This window comes from Paenibacillus sp. Y930, from assembly GCF_056786375.1.
Map to the genome: position 1 here is coordinate 404999 of NZ_JBXCIX010000001.1, position 20972 is coordinate 425970.

At 43.2% G+C, this 20972-nt stretch carries 11 protein-coding genes; 1 reads left to right on the top strand and 10 read right to left on the bottom strand.

Annotated elements, in window-relative coordinates; all coding sequences use genetic code 11:
* Nucleotides 1-145: 145 nt before the first annotated feature.
* From AC1TO5_RS02040 to AC1TO5_RS02075, 8 genes are all read right to left on the bottom strand, one after another.
* Nucleotides 146-1186 (bottom strand): alpha/beta hydrolase, encoded by a 1041-nt coding sequence (locus AC1TO5_RS02040; RefSeq protein WP_482061119.1) that lies wholly within the window; start codon nucleotides 1184-1186, stop codon nucleotides 146-148.
* A gap of 34 nt (nucleotides 1187-1220) precedes the next feature.
* Nucleotides 1221-2294, bottom strand: a complete 1074-nt coding sequence (locus AC1TO5_RS02045) for a protein-glutamate methylesterase/protein-glutamine glutaminase (protein WP_482061120.1) — start codon at nucleotides 2292-2294, stop codon at nucleotides 1221-1223.
* A 13-nt stretch (nucleotides 2295-2307) separates the two neighbouring features.
* Nucleotides 2308-4323, bottom strand: coding sequence for a chemotaxis protein CheW (locus tag AC1TO5_RS02050; protein WP_482061121.1), 2016 nt, complete (start codon nucleotides 4321-4323; stop codon nucleotides 2308-2310).
* A 7-nt stretch (nucleotides 4324-4330) separates the two neighbouring features.
* Complete coding sequence (locus tag AC1TO5_RS02055) at nucleotides 4331-4765, bottom strand: chemotaxis protein CheW (protein ID WP_482061122.1); 435 nt, start codon at nucleotides 4763-4765, stop codon at nucleotides 4331-4333.
* A gap of 21 nt (nucleotides 4766-4786) precedes the next feature.
* Nucleotides 4787-6640 (bottom strand): methyl-accepting chemotaxis protein, encoded by a 1854-nt coding sequence (locus AC1TO5_RS02060; RefSeq protein ID WP_482061123.1) that lies wholly within the window; start codon nucleotides 6638-6640, stop codon nucleotides 4787-4789.
* Between the two features lie 40 nt (nucleotides 6641-6680).
* Entirely contained in the window at nucleotides 6681-8279 is a 1599-nt protein-coding gene (locus tag AC1TO5_RS02065; RefSeq protein WP_482061124.1) for a methyl-accepting chemotaxis protein, read from the bottom strand.
* A 240-nt stretch (nucleotides 8280-8519) separates the two neighbouring features.
* Nucleotides 8520-9176 (bottom strand): response regulator, encoded by a 657-nt coding sequence (locus AC1TO5_RS02070; protein ID WP_482061125.1) that lies wholly within the window; start codon nucleotides 9174-9176, stop codon nucleotides 8520-8522.
* Nucleotides 9177-9226: 50 nt separating this feature from the next.
* Nucleotides 9227-12520, bottom strand: a complete 3294-nt coding sequence (locus AC1TO5_RS02075) for a PAS domain S-box protein (protein ID WP_482061126.1) — start codon at nucleotides 12518-12520, stop codon at nucleotides 9227-9229.
* Between the two features lie 348 nt (nucleotides 12521-12868).
* Between AC1TO5_RS02075 and AC1TO5_RS02080 the strand changes: the two genes are divergently transcribed.
* Complete coding sequence (locus AC1TO5_RS02080; RefSeq protein WP_482061127.1) at nucleotides 12869-13180, top strand: hypothetical protein; 312 nt, start codon at nucleotides 12869-12871, stop codon at nucleotides 13178-13180.
* A gap of 658 nt (nucleotides 13181-13838) precedes the next feature.
* Here AC1TO5_RS02080 and AC1TO5_RS02085 read toward each other — a convergent pair.
* Together AC1TO5_RS02085 and AC1TO5_RS02090 are read right to left on the bottom strand one after the other, a co-directional pair.
* A complete protein-coding gene (locus AC1TO5_RS02085; protein ID WP_482061128.1) occupies nucleotides 13839-19790 on the bottom strand; it encodes an endo-1,4-beta-xylanase in 5952 nt (1983 codons plus the stop codon).
* Between the two features lie 139 nt (nucleotides 19791-19929).
* Nucleotides 19930-20913, bottom strand: a complete 984-nt coding sequence (locus tag AC1TO5_RS02090) for an S-layer homology domain-containing protein (RefSeq protein ID WP_482061129.1) — start codon at nucleotides 20911-20913, stop codon at nucleotides 19930-19932.
* Nucleotides 20914-20972: the final 59 nt, after the last annotated feature.

Below are 20972 nucleotides of genomic sequence, written 5' to 3' on the forward strand. Positions count from 1 at the left end.
CAAGTGTATGCGCTTCCTTTATATGTATATTAAACAAGGGTACCTCTAAGCTATTGATCAGCTTTTGAGTTACCCTCATAATTATTGAATGCTTTTTATTAATTTTCGTATAGCGCCCTACTGGGCAGTAGCCGATGGAGAGTAATTACGAGACATACCATTCACTCGCCATCTTCAATATTTCATCTATTCGATGTGTGCAGCAATGGCCTTCATCTTTATATTGGATTAATTGTTTTTTCATAGGAAGTTTATCGTATAACTCATACATATTATCATCCTTGACGAGATGATCCTGCTCACCGTGAACTAACAGTATCGAACCTTTATCGTCAAAGCTCTCTATGTCCGCTAATAGACTCTCTTGATCACCGTCAATAATATATGAAAGACGTTCTTTAAGATAGTCAGGTAATTTGAATTTGTGTCCTACGATAACAATAGGACTTAGAACTGCTGTTTTACCTATCTTAGGGTGGCTACTGCCTTGAATCGCCCAATTCCCCCCTAGACTTTTACCAAATAATACGAGCGGAAGCTCCGGATATTGCGATGCCGCGAAATCGATGACTTGATTCACAAAGAGATCCCAGTTCAGACGGGTCGCTTTATATCCATTCATAGCATACGTCTCGCCTTGCCCCGGTCCATCGAAGCTGATCGAAACAAAATCCATTTTTGAAAAATGATCCTCATACTGGGTTAACTCTTCCTTCGAGGCATCGATCGGATTGAAAATAATAACACAGCCCTTAGCATTTGCAGGGACACGTATTCTACCATAACATTCCTTACCTTCGATCTGTATAACCATATTGATGATTTGATCTGCTACAAGCTTATCTGCTTGCCCATGCATTTCCTTGCATCGCTTATACCATTGTCGCTTCTCCGTGCCACTCTCAGGCAGCATCCACTGGATAAGACTGTAGTGTATGCCCGCCATTCGATAAAAACGCTTTGCTTCGTCCGCTGAATGCTGACCAAGTGCGCTAAGCGCATGCTGCTCGCAAATTTCTGCTTGCCGCTGCACAATTTGAATCCACTCTTCCAAACGATATACCCGCTGGCACAGTTCTTCCACCGTCGCTTTTGGAATACCATGAATAATCCATCTATCCCAAAATCCTCGAAACAGGAAACCCATCATCATTGTTTTTTCTATCGTACTACCATTAAAAAACAAGTATAGAACCCCCCGCTCTTAGATCATTTACAAACTAATGTTTCTGGACTCCTGTAATTCTCAATAGCTTTGAAGTTATTTGATGCACAGGAATTATATAATCTACACAGCCTAGCTCGACGGCTGATTTCGGCATACCATATACAATACAGGATTCTTTGGATTCCGCGATTGTTGAATAGGCGCCTGATTTTTTGGCCGCATGCATCCCATCCGCACCATCGCTCCCCATTCCTGTCATAAGAATAAAATGACGCTTCGGAATCTTTAGCTCCGCAACAGAATGAAACAACACATCAACCGAAGGACGGTGGCCACTAACAAGCGATCCTTTGTTAAGCCTAATTCTATATTCCCTAGCAGATTGCACAACTGTCATATGAGAATCACCTGGAGCAATATAAACGGTTCCGCCAACTACCAGCTGATTATCCTCCGCCTCTACCACATGAACATTAGATATGCGATTTAATCGATCAGCTAATGACTTAGTGAACTTGGGCGGCATATGCTGCACGACTAGAAGCGGATATGGGAAATTTGCAGGCAAAGCAGTAATAACCGTTTCAAGCGCCCTTGGCCCTCCCGTAGATGTCCCTAATGCTACAATCTGATCAAATTGCTTAGGCAGACCATTCAGCGCATCAATCTTTGGCACTAAGGCTACTCTTGCAGTCATCCTTTTGCTAGCAAGTACTTGTCTGATTGGCACTTGAGCAGCCTGTTTAATTTTGGAGATCAGCTCTTCCTTCACCTTGATTAAATCAAGCGAAAGCGGACCTGATGGCTTCGAGATAAAGTCTACGGCTCCATTTTGCAGTGCTGTAATCGTTGCGCTCGCTCCATCTTGAGTAAGCGAGCTCAGCATCAGTACCGGTGTCGGCTGTTGATCCATAATGATCGTTAAAGCCTGGAGTCCAGTCATTTCAGGCATCTCAATATCCATCGTCACAACATCTGGCCGAAGCTCCTTAACAAGCTGAACACCCTCTTTTCCATTGCGGGCTGTGCCCACCACTTCCAATGTCGGATCTTCTTCAATTAAACGTGAAATCAACTTACGCATAAATACTGAATCATCCACAACGAGCACCTTTATTTTAATCACTACATCTCTTCCTTTATCGTTGATTAATAATCCCCGACACCTCAAGAATTAAAGCGACTTTACCATCGCCTAATATAGTCGAGCCGGCGATACCTTCCACCTTGCCTATATAGGAGCCTAGTGACTTAATAACAATTTCTTGATTGCCGATCAGTTCATCAACAGCCAGTGCCATTCTTTTCTCGGCAGAACCGACAATAACTAACTGAATATGGCCCTTTCTCTGCTCCGCTCGCGGCATATTGAAATGATCATGCAGCCACACAATCGGAATGATCTGATTACGTAATAAAATAACCGGTTGTCCGCGCACCATCGTTATGTCATCATGCGATATTCTAACAATCTCAGCAATATTGCCCATCGGAATGATAAAGGTCTGATCATTCAGCTTAACAAGCAGTCCAATAATAATGGCTAGCGTTAATGGCAGCTTTATCTTGAAGCGTGTTCCTTCTCCGAGCTTTGTCTCAATATCAATCAAGCCGTTCAGTTTCTGAATATGACTTCTAACAATGTCCATTCCTACACCGCGCCCAGAAACATCACTGACACTGCTGGCGGTAGAGAAACCTGGTCTAAAAATCAATTCAATCGCTTCTCGATCACTTAGCAACTCCGCTTCTTCGACAGTAATAATCCCTTTTCTCAATGCGGACTGCTTCATTTTCTCAGGATCGATACCTGCGCCGTCATCTTCTACATAGATCACGACTAAATTATCCTCATGTGCGGCTCTAATCTGCAGGCTCCCCTTGCGTGCTTTTCCTGACAGCACCCTCTGCTGGGGCATTTCTATCCCATGATCAACAGCATTCCGAATTAAATGAATAAGCGGATCAGCAATTTCCTCAATAATCGTCCGATCTAGTTCCGTATCTTTGCCTCCGATTGTCAGTTCAATATCCTTACCCAAATCACGAGTTAGATCACGTATCATACGTGGAAAACGATTAAACAATTGCTCAATCGGCAGCATCCTTGCCTTCATTACGCTATCCTGCAAATCAGCAATAATGCGGGATAGATGATCAGACACCTGACTAAGTCCTTCTACCGATTCATCCACATTTTTACTTCTTAGCATCCGCTCCACCTGATCGATGCGCGTATGGTCAATGACAAGCTCTCCGACCAAATTCATTAGATGGTCCAGCCGTTCGACGCTTACTCGAATGGTCGGCGACTTAGATGAGCTCATATTCGTTTGCGTTGCAGCCGCAGCTCCTGCGTTTCCTTGTCTGCTCGAATAGCTAGCGTTGACATGATCCTCAGCAATGTTAGCTTCATCTGGCAACAGAATCGTATGCACGTAATCTACTTCGGTTAGTCTGGCTGTGAGCTCCTGTAGCTCCTCGCCGCTCTGTGTGCCCGCATATAGAGATTGGAATTCAACTTGAGCATCATCAACTTTCTCCTCAAGTCCTTCAATATTAGGTGAAGTATAATAAACCTCGCCCCAGCTGCTCAGATTGGAATGGATCACATAAACGCGTGCTCCTTTAATAACACAATCAGGAGACAGCTTAACACGAATCCAGTGTACAAGTAGCCCATCATCCTGAGCTTCCTGCACTTTCAGCCTTTGCTGCAGGCTCAATTCAGGTAGGCTAGAGAAGCTAACTTCCTGCGGCAATGCCACTGACTCAATTGGAGCAGCTACAAAAGCCCGCAAATTTTGCACACATTGGGAAATATCTGTCTCCGAGGCATCATTGCGCAATATATCTTCTTTGAGCTCCTTCAGACAGTCCAGCGATTGAAAAAGAAGATCAATTAAGGGTGCTGTCACAGCCAATACATTGCATCTAACCTGATCAAGCAAATGCTCCATCTCATGGGTTAATTGCTTCATATCCTCATAGCCCATCGCAGCTGACGATCCTTTTAACGTATGCGCGGCCCGAAATAAGCTTTGCACGACCTGTTCCGTTTCACCATCTTGCTCTAGCTGCATAATAACCTCATCCATCACCTGCAACTGTTCCTCGAGCTCCTCTAGAAAGACCTCTTTATATTCTGACAACATCGGTCAATCACTCCCGTTCATGAAGTAACACTTCATTTAGCTTTAAGACAGCTACAAGACCATCGATCGTCAAACCGATGCCGACGAAATAATTTCCGTCGATACCGCCAACTCGCTCTGGAGGCGGCTGAATATCCGTGAACGTCGTCACTTTATTGACCCGATCGACAATAATTCCTACAGTATCCTCCTGATGATGAACCACGATCACACGGGTCGTTCTCGAATAATCCTTTACTTCCAGTCCAAAAAATTTCCGAAGACTAATGACAGGTACAATTTTCCCCCTGAGATTGATGACTCCTTCTACATAATGCTTCACGTTAGGAATTTGCGTAATATCCTGCATCTTAATAATTTCATGAATATCCTGTATTGAAATGCCGTATTGCTCTTTATCAATAGCAAACTCGATATATTGCTCCTGGCCTATAGTCTGCATAGTCGTCCTAATCCCCCTTACTTATTTATTCACTTTAAAAATAGAGATCGAATCATTCAAGTCTTCAGCAAGCTGAGCCAATGAGTATGAGGTCGCTGCCGTTTCCTCTGCTGCTGCCGCAGCTTCTTCACTAGCAGCCGAAATACTTTCTATCGATCGCATAACCTCTTCCGCCTGCGCTGCTTGTTCTTCGCTCGCCGCTGCAATCTCATTAACCTTCTGCTCGGTATCACTAATCATCGCCATAATTTCCTTGAAGGCTTGGCCTGTCTCCTGGGATTGACTAACGCCGCTTGCTACTGCCAATACACTATTATGCGTGTTTGTTTGCATACCCTTTATAATTTTTGTAATCTCCGTCGCAGCTTTTCCGCTTCGTTCCGCTAGCTTGCGCACTTCATCAGCGACGACAGCAAAGCCTCTCCCTTGTTCTCCAGCACGTGCTGCTTCAATAGCAGCATTCAAAGCAAGTAAATTCGTTTGTTCCGAAATATCATTAATGACTTCAATAATTTCACCAATTTTAACGGAATCCTCTTCCAGCCGCTCCATTTGTGAGCTGACCTGCTCCATGCTCTTCACAGAGTGACTGACCTGCTCGCCGCCTGCATGGGCAATTAACGTTGTACTGGCTGCTAATCCCGCCGCATCCTCTGCGCTTCTTGCAACCGAATGAATCGCAAGCGTCAGCTCACTGAACTGTTCTTGTATAATTTGTGCTGCTTCAGCCTCCACAGCGCTACCTTTCGCAATTTCTTCCGTCGTTGCTGAAATTTGTTCAGATGCTGAGGCGACATTTTGCGAGCTACCAGATACTCCCCCGATCAGTTCACGCAAATTATGAATCATATGGTTGACGGACTCCGCTAAATGCCCGATTTCATCCTGGGAACGAATCGTCACTTCCTCCGTCAAATCACCTTCAGCCATTTTCCCTGTCGCCTGCATTAATTGCTTCAATGGCAGCGTGATTGAACGGATAATACTGTAAATAATGGCGGCGCCTAGTAAAAGTGCGATCATAATAACGTTAAGCGCTGTATACATGATGCTGCGCGTCGCTTGGCTAATTTCTGCCAACTCAATACTGCCGACTATTTTCCAACCAGTCAATTCATTTGTCATGAATACCGCTCTTTTTTTCGCACCATCAAACGTATAATTGACAACACCAGCGTCCGACTTATAAAATTCAGCGATAAACTCATCCGTTCCTTTTGTGCCCGGCTCTCTTGTTGGATGAATCAGAAAGTTCTGCTCTTGGTCAAAAATAGTTACATAGCCAGCCGTGCCAATCTTCATCTGACTGACGAGCTCACCTAACGCCTTAAGACTAATATTGGCTGCTATAACTCCAGATTTATCGCTTACTGCCTTTGAAGAAACAACTACAATTTCATTCGCAGCAACCGATACAGATGGCTTGTTAATGATTGCCTTCGTTGTATCAGCCATCGCTTTGGTGTACCAATCTCTTACCCGCGGATCATAGCCTTTCTCCATTTGCTGATTCGGAGAACGAAGCATAAGTCCGTCCTCCGTTCCTAGATAGACAGATATGAAACCTGGATGGAGAGCCATATATTGATCTAATATTTTACGAATTTGTGGACTTTTCTGGCCTTCAACCATTTCTGATTGAATCCTGTCAGCAAGATAATCCATATCTGATGCAGCTGAAGTAATTAGATCTGTAATCTGATTATTCGATATTTGAATACCTTGCAGTGCATTCGACATAATTTGGTCAGTTACCTCGTCCGCGGCCTTCTGATAGGAAAACCAACCGATAGCCGCACAAGGCAGTACGAGAATAGACATAAAGGCTATAATCAATCGCGCTTTAATCGTTATCCTTGACTTTTTTCTGATCATACGAACAATCCTCCTTCTATTCCTCTTCTTGCAATCCAAATTACTTAATTCGGAAAATAGATACGGAGTTATTCAATTCCTCAGCAAGATGAGCCAAAGATTGTGCTGTCGATGCTGTTTCCTCGCTGCTTGCTGCCGATTCCTCAGTAGCCGCAGAAATACTATCGATGGATTGCAGAACCTCTACCGATTGAGCCGCTTGTTCCTCACTCGCTGCAGCAATCTCCATGACTTTCTCTGCCGTCTCATTGACAACTCTCATAATTTGCTCCAGCGCTTCACCCGTTTTCTGTGATGAGGCAACCCCTTCTTCTACCGCAATTACGCTATCATGCGTATTATTTTGCATCCCTTTAATAATCGTCGTAATTTGCTTTGTTGCTTCACTACTTCGCTCAGCAAGTTTTCTTACTTCATCCGCAACTACTGCAAATCCGCGACCTTGATCTCCGGCGCGAGCTGCCTCAATTGCCGCATTGAGCGCGAGAAGATTAGTCTGTTCCGCAATCTCATCGATAACATCAATGATCTCTCCAATTTTTTGTGAATCCTCTTCCAAGTGAGACATTTGATCACTAACTCTAGTCATTCCTTGAATAGAACTGTCAACGACTCTACCACCGTCTTCTGCAATACGCATCGCTGTATCCGAAAGTTCAGATGCCTGCTCCGCCCCTTGCGCTACCGAATTAATAGCTACTGACAACTCTCGGAACAACTCGCTCATCGTATGAGATGCGTTAGCTTGGCTCATGCTGCCGCTGGCAACCTCTTCCGTACTTGCCGAAATTTGCTGTGCTGCCGCTGAGACGCTTTCCGCAGATACAAGAATCCCACCTATCGTCTTTCTTAAAGTCAAAATCATATTATTGACTGAACTCGCCAGTACACCAGTCTCATCTTTGGTATCAATATCCGATGTTTCACTTAAATCTCCGTCTGCTACTTTACCTACCAGCTCTACCACACGACGTAATGGTCTTACTATAATTTGTGAGATCAAAACTCCAAACCCGATACTAGCAATTGATGCAATGATCACAATTAAAATTGTAACGTTGCGCGTCGATTGATAGAGCTCGGACGCACCCGTGTTTGCCTCATCAGCTTGCTTCTGGTTGATTGCAATCAAAGCTCCCATTATGTCAACTACTTTTTCAGTAGCATCCTGCAATCCATCTGTAAGCAAATGATCCGTGTATTCAGCCGGACTGATATCGGTATCATTCAATGTAATCGCTGTATCTAAGCCTGCCCGATAGTTCAGCCATAGCGCCTCATAGTCTTTAAGCATTTCTCTTTCCTCTGTATGCAGTTCTGTCTTGCCGTATTTCACAAGCAGTTCTTCGACTTTTTGAAGGTTACTATTTATCATTTCTTTGAATTCGTTCTTATTTGCTGCTGTTTTTGCTGTTGTGTTAATATCACGAATATAGACTCTGTTTTCGATAAGATATTGGTGTGCAGCGTTTAAATCCGCAATCGGTGTTAAGCGATTTTCATACATATCCTCGATTGTTTTATTCATTTTACCTAAATTACCGATACCGTAAATTCCCACCACACATAAAATAATAGCAATAATTACAAATGCAGAAACTAATTTTACAGCCATTTTCAGATTATAGATCCATTTCATGTTTCGACACCTCATCTTTATATTTATAATTCTTAAGTACTATAATAATCATAAGCTACTCGTTCTTTTTGGTAACCGAAAAAATATGGCGTGATCACGCAAATAAATATGCGCTGTCTCGCAAACGGCATAATTATTAGCTAAAGCAGCTAGATTAGTCCTCTGTAGCACGCAAAAACTCCCGCTCACATTATTGTGAGCGGGAGTTTTTAGCGAAGCTAATCCTTCATTCCAATTCAACTAAGCATCGAAGTCGGAATCCTTCAATATACCTAGTTGCTTAGCCTTTAGAACAGCTTCCATTCTTGATTTCACATTAAGCTTCTGAAATAACGTTGTTAAGCTGTATTCCAATGATCGTTGGCCCATCAGTACAATCTCAGCAATTTCTCTGTTACTCTTGCCTTTGGAGATTTGCTTCAATATTTCACATTCATTGCTACTAATTTGAGTTGCTGCCTGTTCTTCAGTAGCCGCTGTTTCGCTCAGCATCGTTCTTCTCAGCTGTTTAACCAAGGCGAATGGAAGTATAACTTCCCCTCTCAAGGCACAGCGAACGGAGGTAACCAACTGTTCTCTAGTCGTTGTTTTAGAGATAAATCCAAAAATACCCGTTTCGACCATTAAATTAAAATGATTATTGAATTCAAAGCCTGTATAAATGAGTATAATAGCTTCCTCATTCATTCGCAGCACCTGCTCGGCTAGATCAATCCCATTAACATCTGCAATATGAAGGTCGAATAGCATAACATGAAAAGACTGTGTGGCTACCATTTCTAGCACTTCCTCAGCGGAATTCGCTAAGGAAACCTTCATATCTCCTTCATGTTCGAGAATCATTTTGGTACCTTCCATAACAGAAGGATGATCATCAACCAGCAAAATATGAATCACAATACCTGCCCCTTATCTATTTTTGATCAACCTCTTTTTAGTACGCACCACTACTGTGCCGGTATAGATATATAAACAGCCAAGCCTTCATTTGCGGACGAACGAAATTGAATCGTTCCTTCCATGCTGCGAACCCGTTCCCTCATACCATGCATACCCATGCTATCAAGTGAATTCCCATTTTGGGTAAGATCCATGCCGACTCCATTATCCTCATACACTAGGCTAATTTGCTCATCCGAGCTGGATATAGCAATACGAACCTCCGTAGCCGAGGAATGCTTGGAAGCATTGGCCAGTAGCTCTTGTACGAGACGATATAAGTTAATTAGGATATCGTCTGTCAGCTTATATTGGAAGTACTCAGCATCCAAATGGATACGATAGTCTGAACGCAATTGTGTAAACGCAAATAACGCTTCCAGAGAAGAGATAAGTCCATCCTTTATGAGCATAGGCGGCCTGAGCTCATTACATGTAATGCGCAATTGATAGACGACATCGAGTAACCCTTCCGAAATTAAGCTAAGCTGACCTTTAATGTCCTCATCCAGCGATTTATCAGTTATAAGCAGATCGAGCTTGCGATACCAAATAATTTGCTCCTGAAGCGCTGAATCATGTAAATCCTGCGCAAGACGCTTTCGCTCATTTTCGGACAATTGAAACATAAAGCGCAGAAGCCATGTTGGAGCAACCTGCTCCGAGACTGCCTGCTCTAACTGTTGCGTTAAATCCTCGATTAATAGAAAATTATCGTATAGCACGCTAACATAGCGAGTAAGCGTTTCAAGCCACACTTTTTTAGATGTTATCATTAATGTTATCGGCTTTTCATGTATATAAAGTAAGCAGCTTTTACCTTTAATTTCACCTATTTTAATAGAGTAGCCTTTGTCAGTTTCAATAATTTCGCATAGCTTATCCCCGCAATGTTCTACGTCTATTAGGTCAACATCGGAAACGTCCAATACAGATCTTACTTCCTGCAGTAGCCGCTGCTTCATCTGACTAATTTTCATAACACCGAATAGATCATGGGAGAACTGATCCAGGCTCGTTTGTAATTGAAAATACCGTTCTTCGCTTTCACGAATGATTCGCTCCACATGTTGCCGATCCTCTTCTGCCTTTTTCCAGTCCCTAATATCACGGAACAATGAAATCCCGGCAATTTCCCCTTTATAAGGCACGCTGCTAGCAATCACTTCCACATCAATTTCAGTACCATCTGAACGTATAATCTTTTGTTCCACATGAGAGGAAACAGCGGAGCGCTGCTTGTAAATTCCCTCCAATCGTTCAGTTACCGGCACCCCATATTCGGGAGGAATCGTATCGAATATCGATTTTCCGATCAATTCGCTTGGACTTGATACACCGAATAGCTGCAGACCCGCCATATTTACATCAATAAATTTATAGTCCTTATGAAGGATGATGGCCTCCGGCGATAATTCAATAAGCTGCCTGCTCAGTTCCTCACTCTCTAATAAATCCCGCTCAACCTGCTTCTTTTCCGTAATATCCTGAAGCATAAGCTGTATAGAGGAAGATTGAGAATCATAAATAGATAGCATAGATGTTGTAATAACCTGCCCATCAGCACGATTAAATTGATATTCAGCAGGGATGGAATAGCCGTTCAACGCCGTATGCTCCATTGCCGCACTCGCGTACTCACGATATTCTGGAAGAATCATATCAATAATATTCAGCGCGGATGTCCCTCTATTAAACTCTAATCCTAGCATACTCTCTCCAGCTGGATTGATATACGTAATTTCACTATCTTTATACACAGCAATTGCGATCGGAGACAGCTCCACCAACCGGCGATACCGTTCCTCACTTTCTTGCAGAGCCCTCTCCATCTTCAATCGTTCAGTAATATCTACTAATATAATGAGCGTCAGCTCTGTTTCATCATCATAAATGCCAATAGCTTCCGTCTCAATTACACGATCATCGATGCGAATGATTTTATACCCTTCTACTTCTATATTACTATTGTCTATTAATTTCTGACTCTTATTTTTTACAGTTTCTAGATAATCCGAGTGAATAAAATCGTAAATCGACTTTCCAATTAACTGCTCCATACTCTCAGCTCCCAGCAGATTCAAGCCCTCGGGATTGCTATAGACGATTTTCCCCTTATAAGCTGAAATCATCGGCTGCGGCGACAGTTCAATCAGTCTGCGGTAGCGTTCCTCGCTTGCCCCAAGCTCCTTTACTATCTTTTTATGTTCTGTCACATTTTTAGCAATAACAAAAACGCCCTCAATGCGATTATTTACAAAAATCGGGATATTTTTCATCTCCCAGCGCAATTGTTGTCCACTCTCACTGCTGGTCGTCATATCATAATGCAAGGACTGCCCTTCAATCGCCCTCTCAAAATAATCTTTCATCCGCCCCGTTTGTTGTTTGCCTAAGACCGGAATAAACGGCTCACTATCCTGAGCCGATTCGAATCGTTTCCCTTCCATAGTTTTCACTGCTGAATTAAGAGCGATCACATTACCTAATATATCTAATTCCCAAATTTCATCCAAATTATATTCGAACAACGAGCGATAACGCTGCTCGCTTCTATGTATATTTTCTTCTAAGGTCTTCCTCGCAGTAATATCAGTTACAATACCGTCAAGCCGAGTGACAGATCGAGAGCCATCCAGATAAGGAATAACTTTGACTTGAAGCCATCTGATTTCACCATTAGCATGAATCACACGATGCTCGCTACTATAATCACTGCCGCCTAGTCCCACCGTGGCTTTTGCCTGCTCGAGAAAAGACTTGTCCTCCTCATGCGCGATGTCGAGCCAAAAACTATGCTCCTTCACTCTCTCAATCTCATATCCTGTAATAGTAGTAATTGCTTCCGATATAAAAAGCGTTTTTCCTGCAGCCATATCATAAGACCAAACAGCGACATCAAGCGTATCCATAACCTTCTGATAGGTAGACAACTTATCTGCTATTCGCTCTTGCTCGGCTTTCTGCTCCGAAATATCCAAAACTACTCCTTCGATGCATTGCACATCACCATCTCGCCCGCGCAGCGGTATCGCAATACTTTGAACCCATTTAAGCTCATTAGGAGCAATGACTATGCGATGCTCTAAGCTACTGGTCTCGCCAGAATTCAGCTTTGCCATATGCTCATTAAACATTGGCCGATCCGGCTCATATACGACATCATATAGAAAACTCGGTCTCGCAGTAGACTCCAAGCTTGCACAGCCAATCCATTCCTTGAAGCTATCCGACATCAACAAGCTATTTGCTTCACTATCAATCGACCAAGTACCCGCATCCTTATTACCAGGTATATTCATAGCAAGACCGCCTTCCCTTTCATAGTCTATCCTCTTAAAATTATCAGATTATTGCGAGTAGGTCTACTATTCCTTAGAAGCAAACGTATTTTAAGCCAATTACTCTTTTCAAAAAAGAATAATTATCTTTAATTTTATTTTTTAGCAGAAATGAAGTAGGACTTTCGGATCAAAATAATATAAAATACAAATTAAGTAGGACTTTTAGTCTAAAATAACATAAAACATAATGGAATACATTAGTAAAAATAAGTAATAGTATATTTTCGATCTATACAGTGAATGTTTCTGCAGTTGAGTGGGTCGGAACTTATACCTTAAAATCGTTTTAAGCATGGGAGCTCTATTATGAACAATAAAAGCACTTTAAATCGTATATTTTATAGAACAGCAGTTATCCTAGTTGCTGTAGAGATTATTGCCTATTCGTTTATTTTTTACACGACAAATAAGGAAATACAAAGTAATCGTGACAAACAAATGCAGTCACTAACACAAATTATTGAAAAAGCAATTTATGCATCTGATATGTATTCAACAGATATTGAAAAAGCAATAGGAGAGAAACTTTATTCCATCTCTCTTGGTATAGCAGATGAGTTAAAAAATAAAAGCTTAGACGATATGAGCACTAGCTACATGAAAATGCTAAGCAAATAATGGAGTGTTTCAGATGTAAGTATCTTTGAAAGAAAATCAGACTACTCAGATATTGTTGCAACCCATAGTTCCGATTCGGATTAAATCGGATTAACTTCAAAATAATAGGGAGAGTGGTACAGTATATTTAATCGAATTTTAGATCATAAGACTCCTCATACTAGCTTTGGGAATGTTATAGGAGATAGATATTGGTTTGGACCTATTTCCATTTCTGCTGTAGATTATGAAAACTATTATAAATATTCTTACTACAGAGCTATCGATAAAAACGGAAATGAATTCTTACTCAATCTATATGTAAATGCGAATGAGGTCTATAATCTTTCTCAACAGTCAGGATAAAGAGATTTTGGATAACCTTCTAACAACCGAAAAGACCTACACAGCGGATATTACATATAAAGAAAAAAAAGCCCCTCAGCATATATTTTCACACTTTCTTATCTGTTGTTCATCAATTGTTCAAGAAAACTAGCCTAGGGAAGTAATTTACATCCTCATATCCGTGCGGTTTATTGGATTTTGTCTTGTGTTGCCTAGCTATGCGCCATGCGTGGTCCACAACTAAACGGCCTCAGTCCAAATGAATTCAGGACTAAGGCCGTTTAATTAATGCTTATTTTTTACTGTCTACTTGACTGGTTGCAGTTCAGTTTTATTGTTTCAGCCAATCGCCAATAATCATTCTTGCGACTGCTGCAAGCTCACGAATCGTGATTTCGCCTTTGTCGAACAAGTCTGCTGCCTCAACTTCACTCCAGTTCGAATCGGAAGAAGTCGTTCCAAAGTACTTGGCTAACAACGACAAGTCTTTGATCGTTACCGATGTTTCGCCTGGTATTAAAGTAATCATCTTACCGCTGAACGAACTTACCGCTGCATTTAAGCTGTCTACCTCTGCATCCACAGTACCTTGAGATGCAGATGAGTTATTCTTAGTTGCATTCGCAGTTTGAATGGCTATTCGCAGATCAGCTATCGCCGCAATCGGATATTGTCCGATCTTCATTCCTTCCTTCGCTTGATCTAGCTTTGCTTGTGCTTCTGTGATCGCCGTGTTCAGTGCGGTCTTATTTGCACTTGGAGAGGAGGTCTTATTGACTTTGCTCAGGAACAGCTTGATTTGCGCGTCAAGCGCCAAAATTGCTGTTTCAATCTCTGCTTCTGTTGAAGAGGTGTTATCTCCTACAAGAATTGCCGAGTTAACCGCCGATTGCAGTTGTCCCTTAGAACCAATTGGGTATTGACCTGGATAAGCGCCTTCCACAGATGCTGCAAGTAATTGTGCGGCTTGATGAATCTTCGCATTCAACGCCGATACGTCGGCCATCGTGATCATAATGTTGATAGGATCTGCCGTCGTATTAGCTGGTTGGGAAACACCGCTCTCCAATACATTGATATCGCTGACCGAAACCGCTGTATTTCCAACTTTTGAGTCCGCTCTTACTTTCCCTTGCAAAGTAACGATATCGCCATTGACTGTGACTAATTTACCGCTTGTGGATAGGATGATGAAGATTTGTCCTTTATCTTCTTTCACACCCGCACCGAGCACTTTAATGTCGGAATGTGTAGATATAATGGCTTTCTCATCCAGCAGGAGTAAGCCGTCTTCATCTTGATTTGTCGCGAATTCCAACCGAGACGGATCATAGTTCAATACAAAGGTGATCGTGTTTAAGTTATAAACACCGCTGTCTACTTTAACAGATAAATTTACGGATTGGCCTACTAATGCAGATGCAGGACCTGTTAAGCTTGAATTTATTGGTGTGACTGGATCAGTTTCTATCGCTCTGAACGTTGCAGTAATCGAATGATCGCTTGTAACATCGTCGAACGTATAGCTGCTTACCGCGCCTACACTTGCTCCATTGACGATGACATCAGAAATCTCGAAGTTATTGTTGGCGGAAATCGTGAAAGTTTGGCTCTCACCTGCAACCACATTGACAATACCAGATGGGCTGATTGTACCGCCACCATCCGCTACTGCAGTAATATTATGCTTTGTTACTTCTTGCGACGTGTTTGGCCAATTGACCAAAAGTTCGTCAGGTTCGCCGTTAGCGCCAACCTTCTCCACCTTAATCCAATTGATTGAGAAAGCATTGCCGCCCCCGCCACCACGGATACCGATGTTGCCAATTAAACCATTGGCAGCTTCGTTACCATCCAATTTGATTTCAGTTGTTAAAGTGTAGCTACCGCTATTGACCATTCCGCTGTTGAAATATGCAGGTATTTTGGTCGCAATTTGGTTGGCGGAATATGGATTCGCGTTAACAATTGCACCGTCACCATCTGTGTAGTTTCCGTTTTCAGCATCTTTAATCCAACGTACGCGAATGGATGTGGTTCCCACTGCAGTGTAGTTGAAGGAAAGGCGATATGTCGCATCCTTTTCAGGGACAAAGGCTACCTTGTTGTCTGCGCCCGCCTTTGACCAAGGCCACTGGGTGGCGTCATTGCCAAGTAAGATATTCGCGCCAGACCAAGCGTCTCCCTTGGCAGCGTCATAAACATGTACACCGTCAACAGGCGGCAGTTCCTGCTCTGGCTCTGGCTCAATATATTCGTGCGACGCAAGATATGCTTCAGGATTTAGAACAGCTATCAATGCTTCTTTAGCTAATCCAATCGAATCGAACAACAGGGCAAATTCTCCTGCTCGCCATCCGGAAGTTGCGTCCCTTACGCCACTGATGCTAATACGTTCGATAACTTTCGGATTGTCCGTCTTGTTAGCTGGACCCGCCGCATACCTCTTGTAGATTTCGAATAATTCTGCATATTTCATCGCCTGGTTGTTCTCATTCTCGGGTGTCAAAGTACCGACTGGCGGTGTGCCAATATCCATCTCAGTAACACTAATGTGTACACCTGGGAGTGTCGCAAATAACTTGATAGAGTTCTCGACATTTTGTGAACTCGTTGTCAAATTGTAGTGACCCTGCATTCCGATCACTTCAATTAAAGGTTTGCCGTTCGGACGAATATCTTTGTAACGTTCGTTAATGTCTTTAACCATCTCGTAGACAACGCGTGCCTTGTTCGGTGAGTCAAGACCAAAGTCGTTGTAAATCAACTTAACGTCCCAATCCGGGTGACTGTCAACTACCTCGGCCGCTTTCAGGAATGCACGTTCAACCCACTCCCAGCCAAGTGCCATATACCAACCTTCACCTTTGGCAAGCGAGGCTTTCCAGTCATTCGGGTTCGCCGTGCCGATGGCTTCATTGACTACGTCCATCCCTTCAAGACTTCCTCCAAAATGTTCGAAAACCGTTTCAATATGAGTATTGAGATTTTCTAGAGCGACATCTCGATTGAAGCTAGGTGCATCCCACATCCACGTAGGTGTCTGAGAATGCCAAGCGAGTGTGTGCCCGTAGAAATTCATATTCGGGTTTCTGCTTAATAAATTGTTAAATGCATTGTCCGCACTACCGAATGTAAATGTACCCTTAACCCTTTGCGTGCTTTCTGGCTTCATCTCATTGCCAGGCGAATAGGCGGCGAAATTATGTATGAGAGCATTGTTTTCGCCTGCACCGAAGATACCCATCGTAAAGTAATCCCGATAGACGTCCTTCAGTGGGCGATACTTATCGTAAGTCTGTCCCGAAGGAGGGATTGGATCTGACGATGATGTAATCAGACTGAACGAATGGTGAATTGGAGCCGCGATCAAATTACCAGCCGCATCGCTAAGGCGCATGATGTATATGTTGCCAACTTCATCCTCAGTTTTGGTTACATCGTTGAATGTTACTTGAACCGACTCATTGTCATCTGCCCATTGCAGTGTGAAGTCATCGGAGAAGTCAAACCCGATTCCAAAATCATTTTTATACATTGGCTCGCTGAATGTAACTTCCAGTTTATCGCCAGCAGCTAGTTCAACTGCATCATTCAGACTAAAAGCAACGTCCGCTTTAAAATTCGTTGTAGTTGCTGGAAGCAATGGACGGGTTCCATCGTCCGTACTGCTGTTCGGTGCCTGCGGCCAGTATAACTCGGGACCGATCTTCTGTACCGCTTGCGATGCTGTCCAACTGACTGTTTCCTGATTGTTGGCCAACTTGGACTTGTCGATGGATATTTCAAATGTGCTTCCCGGCATAGCCTCCATTTGCAACTTTTTCAAGGTGATTACATTAAAAGCATTATTGGGTATGCTGTTATTCTCATTAGGGTTGGTCGTTACGCCATAATTAAGAATCCACGCTTGTTCGGTATCTTCTTGGAAGGATTGTGTCAACCTACTCTCATTCGTATATACCTCGACAAGATTTTTATTAATTTTGCTGGTGAAACCATACATAACAGCCGCGCCGTTATCATTTCTGGCAGTACCGTGACGAAGTGTGGTTGCCAAGTCGATACCTTGGAAGTACACTGTCTTGTTGTCCTTGATGTTACCTACCGTCGTAATCTCATAACGACCAATCTTTACTTGCTCAGCAGTCAGTTTAAACTCTGCAATTCCGCTGACAACATCCGCAGTCCATGTGTCTTCCGTCGGCTTGTTTTCCGCATCTAGAATCGTTAGTTTAACCTTCGTGTCGTCAGATTGAACTTTAATTGTAGTTGCAATCCCTTCGGTGACAATCTCATTCTCTGTCCACAGCGTGTACTTGCCTGGACGAGACCAACGAATATATGAACTATCAATATCGTATGGATAAATCGTCATATCCGAGATTTTGTTGTAGTTGCCTAATCCATAGCTTGGTGGATTGCTGCTCGGATAAAGATCTTTAACTTCCAGCGATTTATTGCTGAATTCCTTATCCATGACTGCAATCATGAACGGCACGTCTCTGTCCTGAATTGCATGAGCGCCATCGCGCACACGTACGGCAATATTGTCACTGTCTAGAAACTCGTAAACTTCCTTCGCGGCACTCATTGCCATGATGGAAGACGGCGGAGTCGTCCAGTCAAAGTTGTTGTCTGCGACAAACGCGATGAGCGGTCTTGGCGCCAACAGTGATTCAACAGCATGTGAATCAAATGGTAAATAATCCATATCTGTCTGTTGGTGGAATCCAGCTGCTGTTCCTAGGCCCATCCAGAAGGATTCGCCAGAGTACTGGATGCTGTTTAGACCTTTTTGGTTTCTCCGATAGATTTTGTCCAATGGCGAATTGTAGTAGAACAGTTTGCCTTCCGTGACGTAACGAAAGCTGGATATGCCGGACTGTCCGCTATCTACAGGTGCAGCACCGCCGACACGATCATCCATAGCAGCCGACATCAGAGCGTATTTACCATTGATGGATACACCTGTTGTAATGGACTTATATGGGTTGATATTCCATTGGTTTACCCCTTCGTTAGCTTCAGCGCTAATTTCCATTGCATCAATAATACGGGAGACTGTCCAAGCCGCAGTCATGATCGACCCTGTATTAAAATCATACTCATACGGGTCAAACGGATACAGATTGTAGTAATTTCCAGTTCTGCTTCCGCCCCAGTTAGAAACACTGATTACGGCGTAACCGTTTGCAGTCGCCATTGACGTCTGGCCAAAACCAAAGGCGAAGATGACCGGCCAGCCACCTTCAGGGGCGACGCCCGTAGGTACAGTAACATTGGCTAGGCTCCCAGTAACCGATCTGTCGTTGTCCTTTATAGTGACATTGACTTGATTAATCTGGGTATTTACTGTAATAGCGCTCTTAGGTGTGGGGTACTTTCTGCCATAGTAGTAGTACTGAATTAGGTCCCTAAGTTCTTCCTTTCGATCCAACCAATCAGCTTCGGATTCTACCCGGCCGTCTGTGCCCGCTTCGGGACTCAGGAATTTAAACAGGTCATTTAGCCCTGGTGAATTAGGTAGGTCGGTAATATTCTGCGGGAAATAGCTACGAGGTGGTGTGGATTGCAGAGCTGTCTTATCGACCTTTGCGTTAACGATCACATTTTTCTTTGTGACTTCAACCCCGGCCTTGGCAATTTCTACACCAAGTGTACCTGTTTTATTAATGTCGATAAGCTCAAGCTCATATACCGTATCACTTGTTTTTCTCAATGCACCCTTGCTCGCCATGGAAGCAGCATAGTTAGACACCGAACTTGGCGTGCTGAGGCTGAGAATAATGTCGTCCACCGACAGATCTGGTACCGCCCCGTTGAATGTTAGTTTTATGCCGTTGCTATCGCGCAAAAACGCGGTACCGCCAATGTTAGCTACAGTTACAGTAATCGGTGATTTGTGGACAACAACGATTTTCACTGCAACGTCTACACCTTCCTTGGCAATCTTAAGGTTGATAGTGCCCTCTTTAGTAACACCGCTGATTTCCAGGGTGTATTGAGTGGCGGACACCGCCTTCAAGATTCCGATTGTTGCACTAGCGGTGCCATCAGTAATCGTGATGTCATTGGCCAACAATCCTGAAACTGCTTCATCAAAATCCAGCGTAATGGAATTTGATGTGGTCTTATTGGCTTCTCCATTAGCCACCGCGGTATAACCCGTACTTTCCGGCGAACCCTCGGCTGCGGATGCGAAGCTCATATCAAACATAGTAAGTAACATGATTGCAACTAGGAACGATGAGATAATACGATTAGCAGATCTTAAGCTCATGCTTCAATCTCCTTTAACTTATCATTTTTAATCCCAAATAGATTTTAACGCCCCAACTTTTGAAACGCTTTCATTGATCAGATCAAGCAATCCCCCCCTCCTTTCAATGTCTTATAGATTATTCTTTTTTCATACAAGATTACTTCAAACGATCTAGAACCGCTAAAATGATAGAAACGGCTTCCGCCCTTGTAGCAGACGTCTTTGGGGCGAATAAGTTATTGCCCTTCCCTTGAATAATCCCCAAATCTTTGGCCGCGGCTACGTATGGCTTAGCCCAAACAGCGGTCTGACTGGCATCCGCGAACGTTAATTCCGCATCAGCCTGTATGTCAATATTCAATGCTCTAACGACGATTGACGCCATTTCTTCCCTAGTTATGACTTCATTAGGCCGGAACGTCTGATCTGGATAGCCAGATATAAGTAGATGCTGGGTTGCCGCTTCAATGGAAGGCTCCGCCCAAGCTGGTATCGCATCTTTAAATGCAGTTTGCTTGCCGCTGCTTTCGATCCCTAATGCTTTGGCGAGCATAACTGAAAATTCAGCTCGAGTAGCTTCTCGCTGCGGCTTAAATGTCGCGTCCGTGTAACCCGAGACAAAACCAAGCGAGACAGCTTTACGAATGTTCGCTTCTGCCCAATGCCCGTTTATATCGGTCAGATCAACAGAAATCACCTTAACATTCGTCTGGATAATAGTTTCATCCAGACTCGAATTAATTAGCACGATATCCGTCAGCGTAATGTTCGCACTTCCAGCGGATATGTGATCAAACGTGAATGTCGCTAATTCCTTATCTCCATCGATACCCGCAATTTTGCCTATCATTGTATGCGCAGCCCTAATTGAATTGTCTTTTATAATAGGATCGATTGAGAAGCCAGATATGGGCGTGGAGTACTCTTTAAATTTCAACCTTTTTTCATCATATTGCAATGTTAAATCAAAGGCGTACAAATCAGTCAAGTGACGGCCTATTACTGTTATCTTAATGCCACTATTCGTCTGAACTGTCTTAAGTTCGAAATTTGGATCTTGTGCCGCTGTTACCATTGACGCAAGTGTAAATAATCCGAAAAGCAACGTCAAAATGCCGATAAAGTATTTTTTTCTTGTCATTTCCTTTCCACCCTTTCCTGACACCGTGTGTATTTCCGCTCTGTTCGGGAAACCGAGCA

Excerpts from the sequence above, each read along its gene's own strand:
- AC1TO5_RS02050 (WP_482061121.1), bottom strand. The coding sequence starts at position 4,323 with ATGTTGTCAGAATATAAAGAGGTCTTTCTAGAGGAGCTCGAGGAACAG.
- AC1TO5_RS02055 (WP_482061122.1), bottom strand. The coding sequence starts at position 4,765 with ATGCAGACTATAGGCCAGGAGCAATATATCGAGTTTGCTATTGATAAA.
- AC1TO5_RS02060 (WP_482061123.1), bottom strand. The coding sequence starts at position 6,640 with ATGATCAGAAAAAAGTCAAGGATAACGATTAAAGCGCGATTGATTATA.
- AC1TO5_RS02065 (WP_482061124.1), bottom strand. The coding sequence starts at position 8,279 with ATGAAATGGATCTATAATCTGAAAATGGCTGTAAAATTAGTTTCTGCA.
- AC1TO5_RS02075 (WP_482061126.1), bottom strand. The coding sequence starts at position 12,520 with ATGAATATACCTGGTAATAAGGATGCGGGTACTTGGTCGATTGATAGT.
- AC1TO5_RS02080 (WP_482061127.1), top strand. The coding sequence starts at position 12,869 with ATGAACAATAAAAGCACTTTAAATCGTATATTTTATAGAACAGCAGTT.
- AC1TO5_RS02085 (WP_482061128.1), bottom strand. The coding sequence starts at position 19,790 with ATGAGCTTAAGATCTGCTAATCGTATTATCTCATCGTTCCTAGTTGCA.
- AC1TO5_RS02090 (WP_482061129.1), bottom strand. The coding sequence starts at position 20,913 with ATGACAAGAAAAAAATACTTTATCGGCATTTTGACGTTGCTTTTCGGA.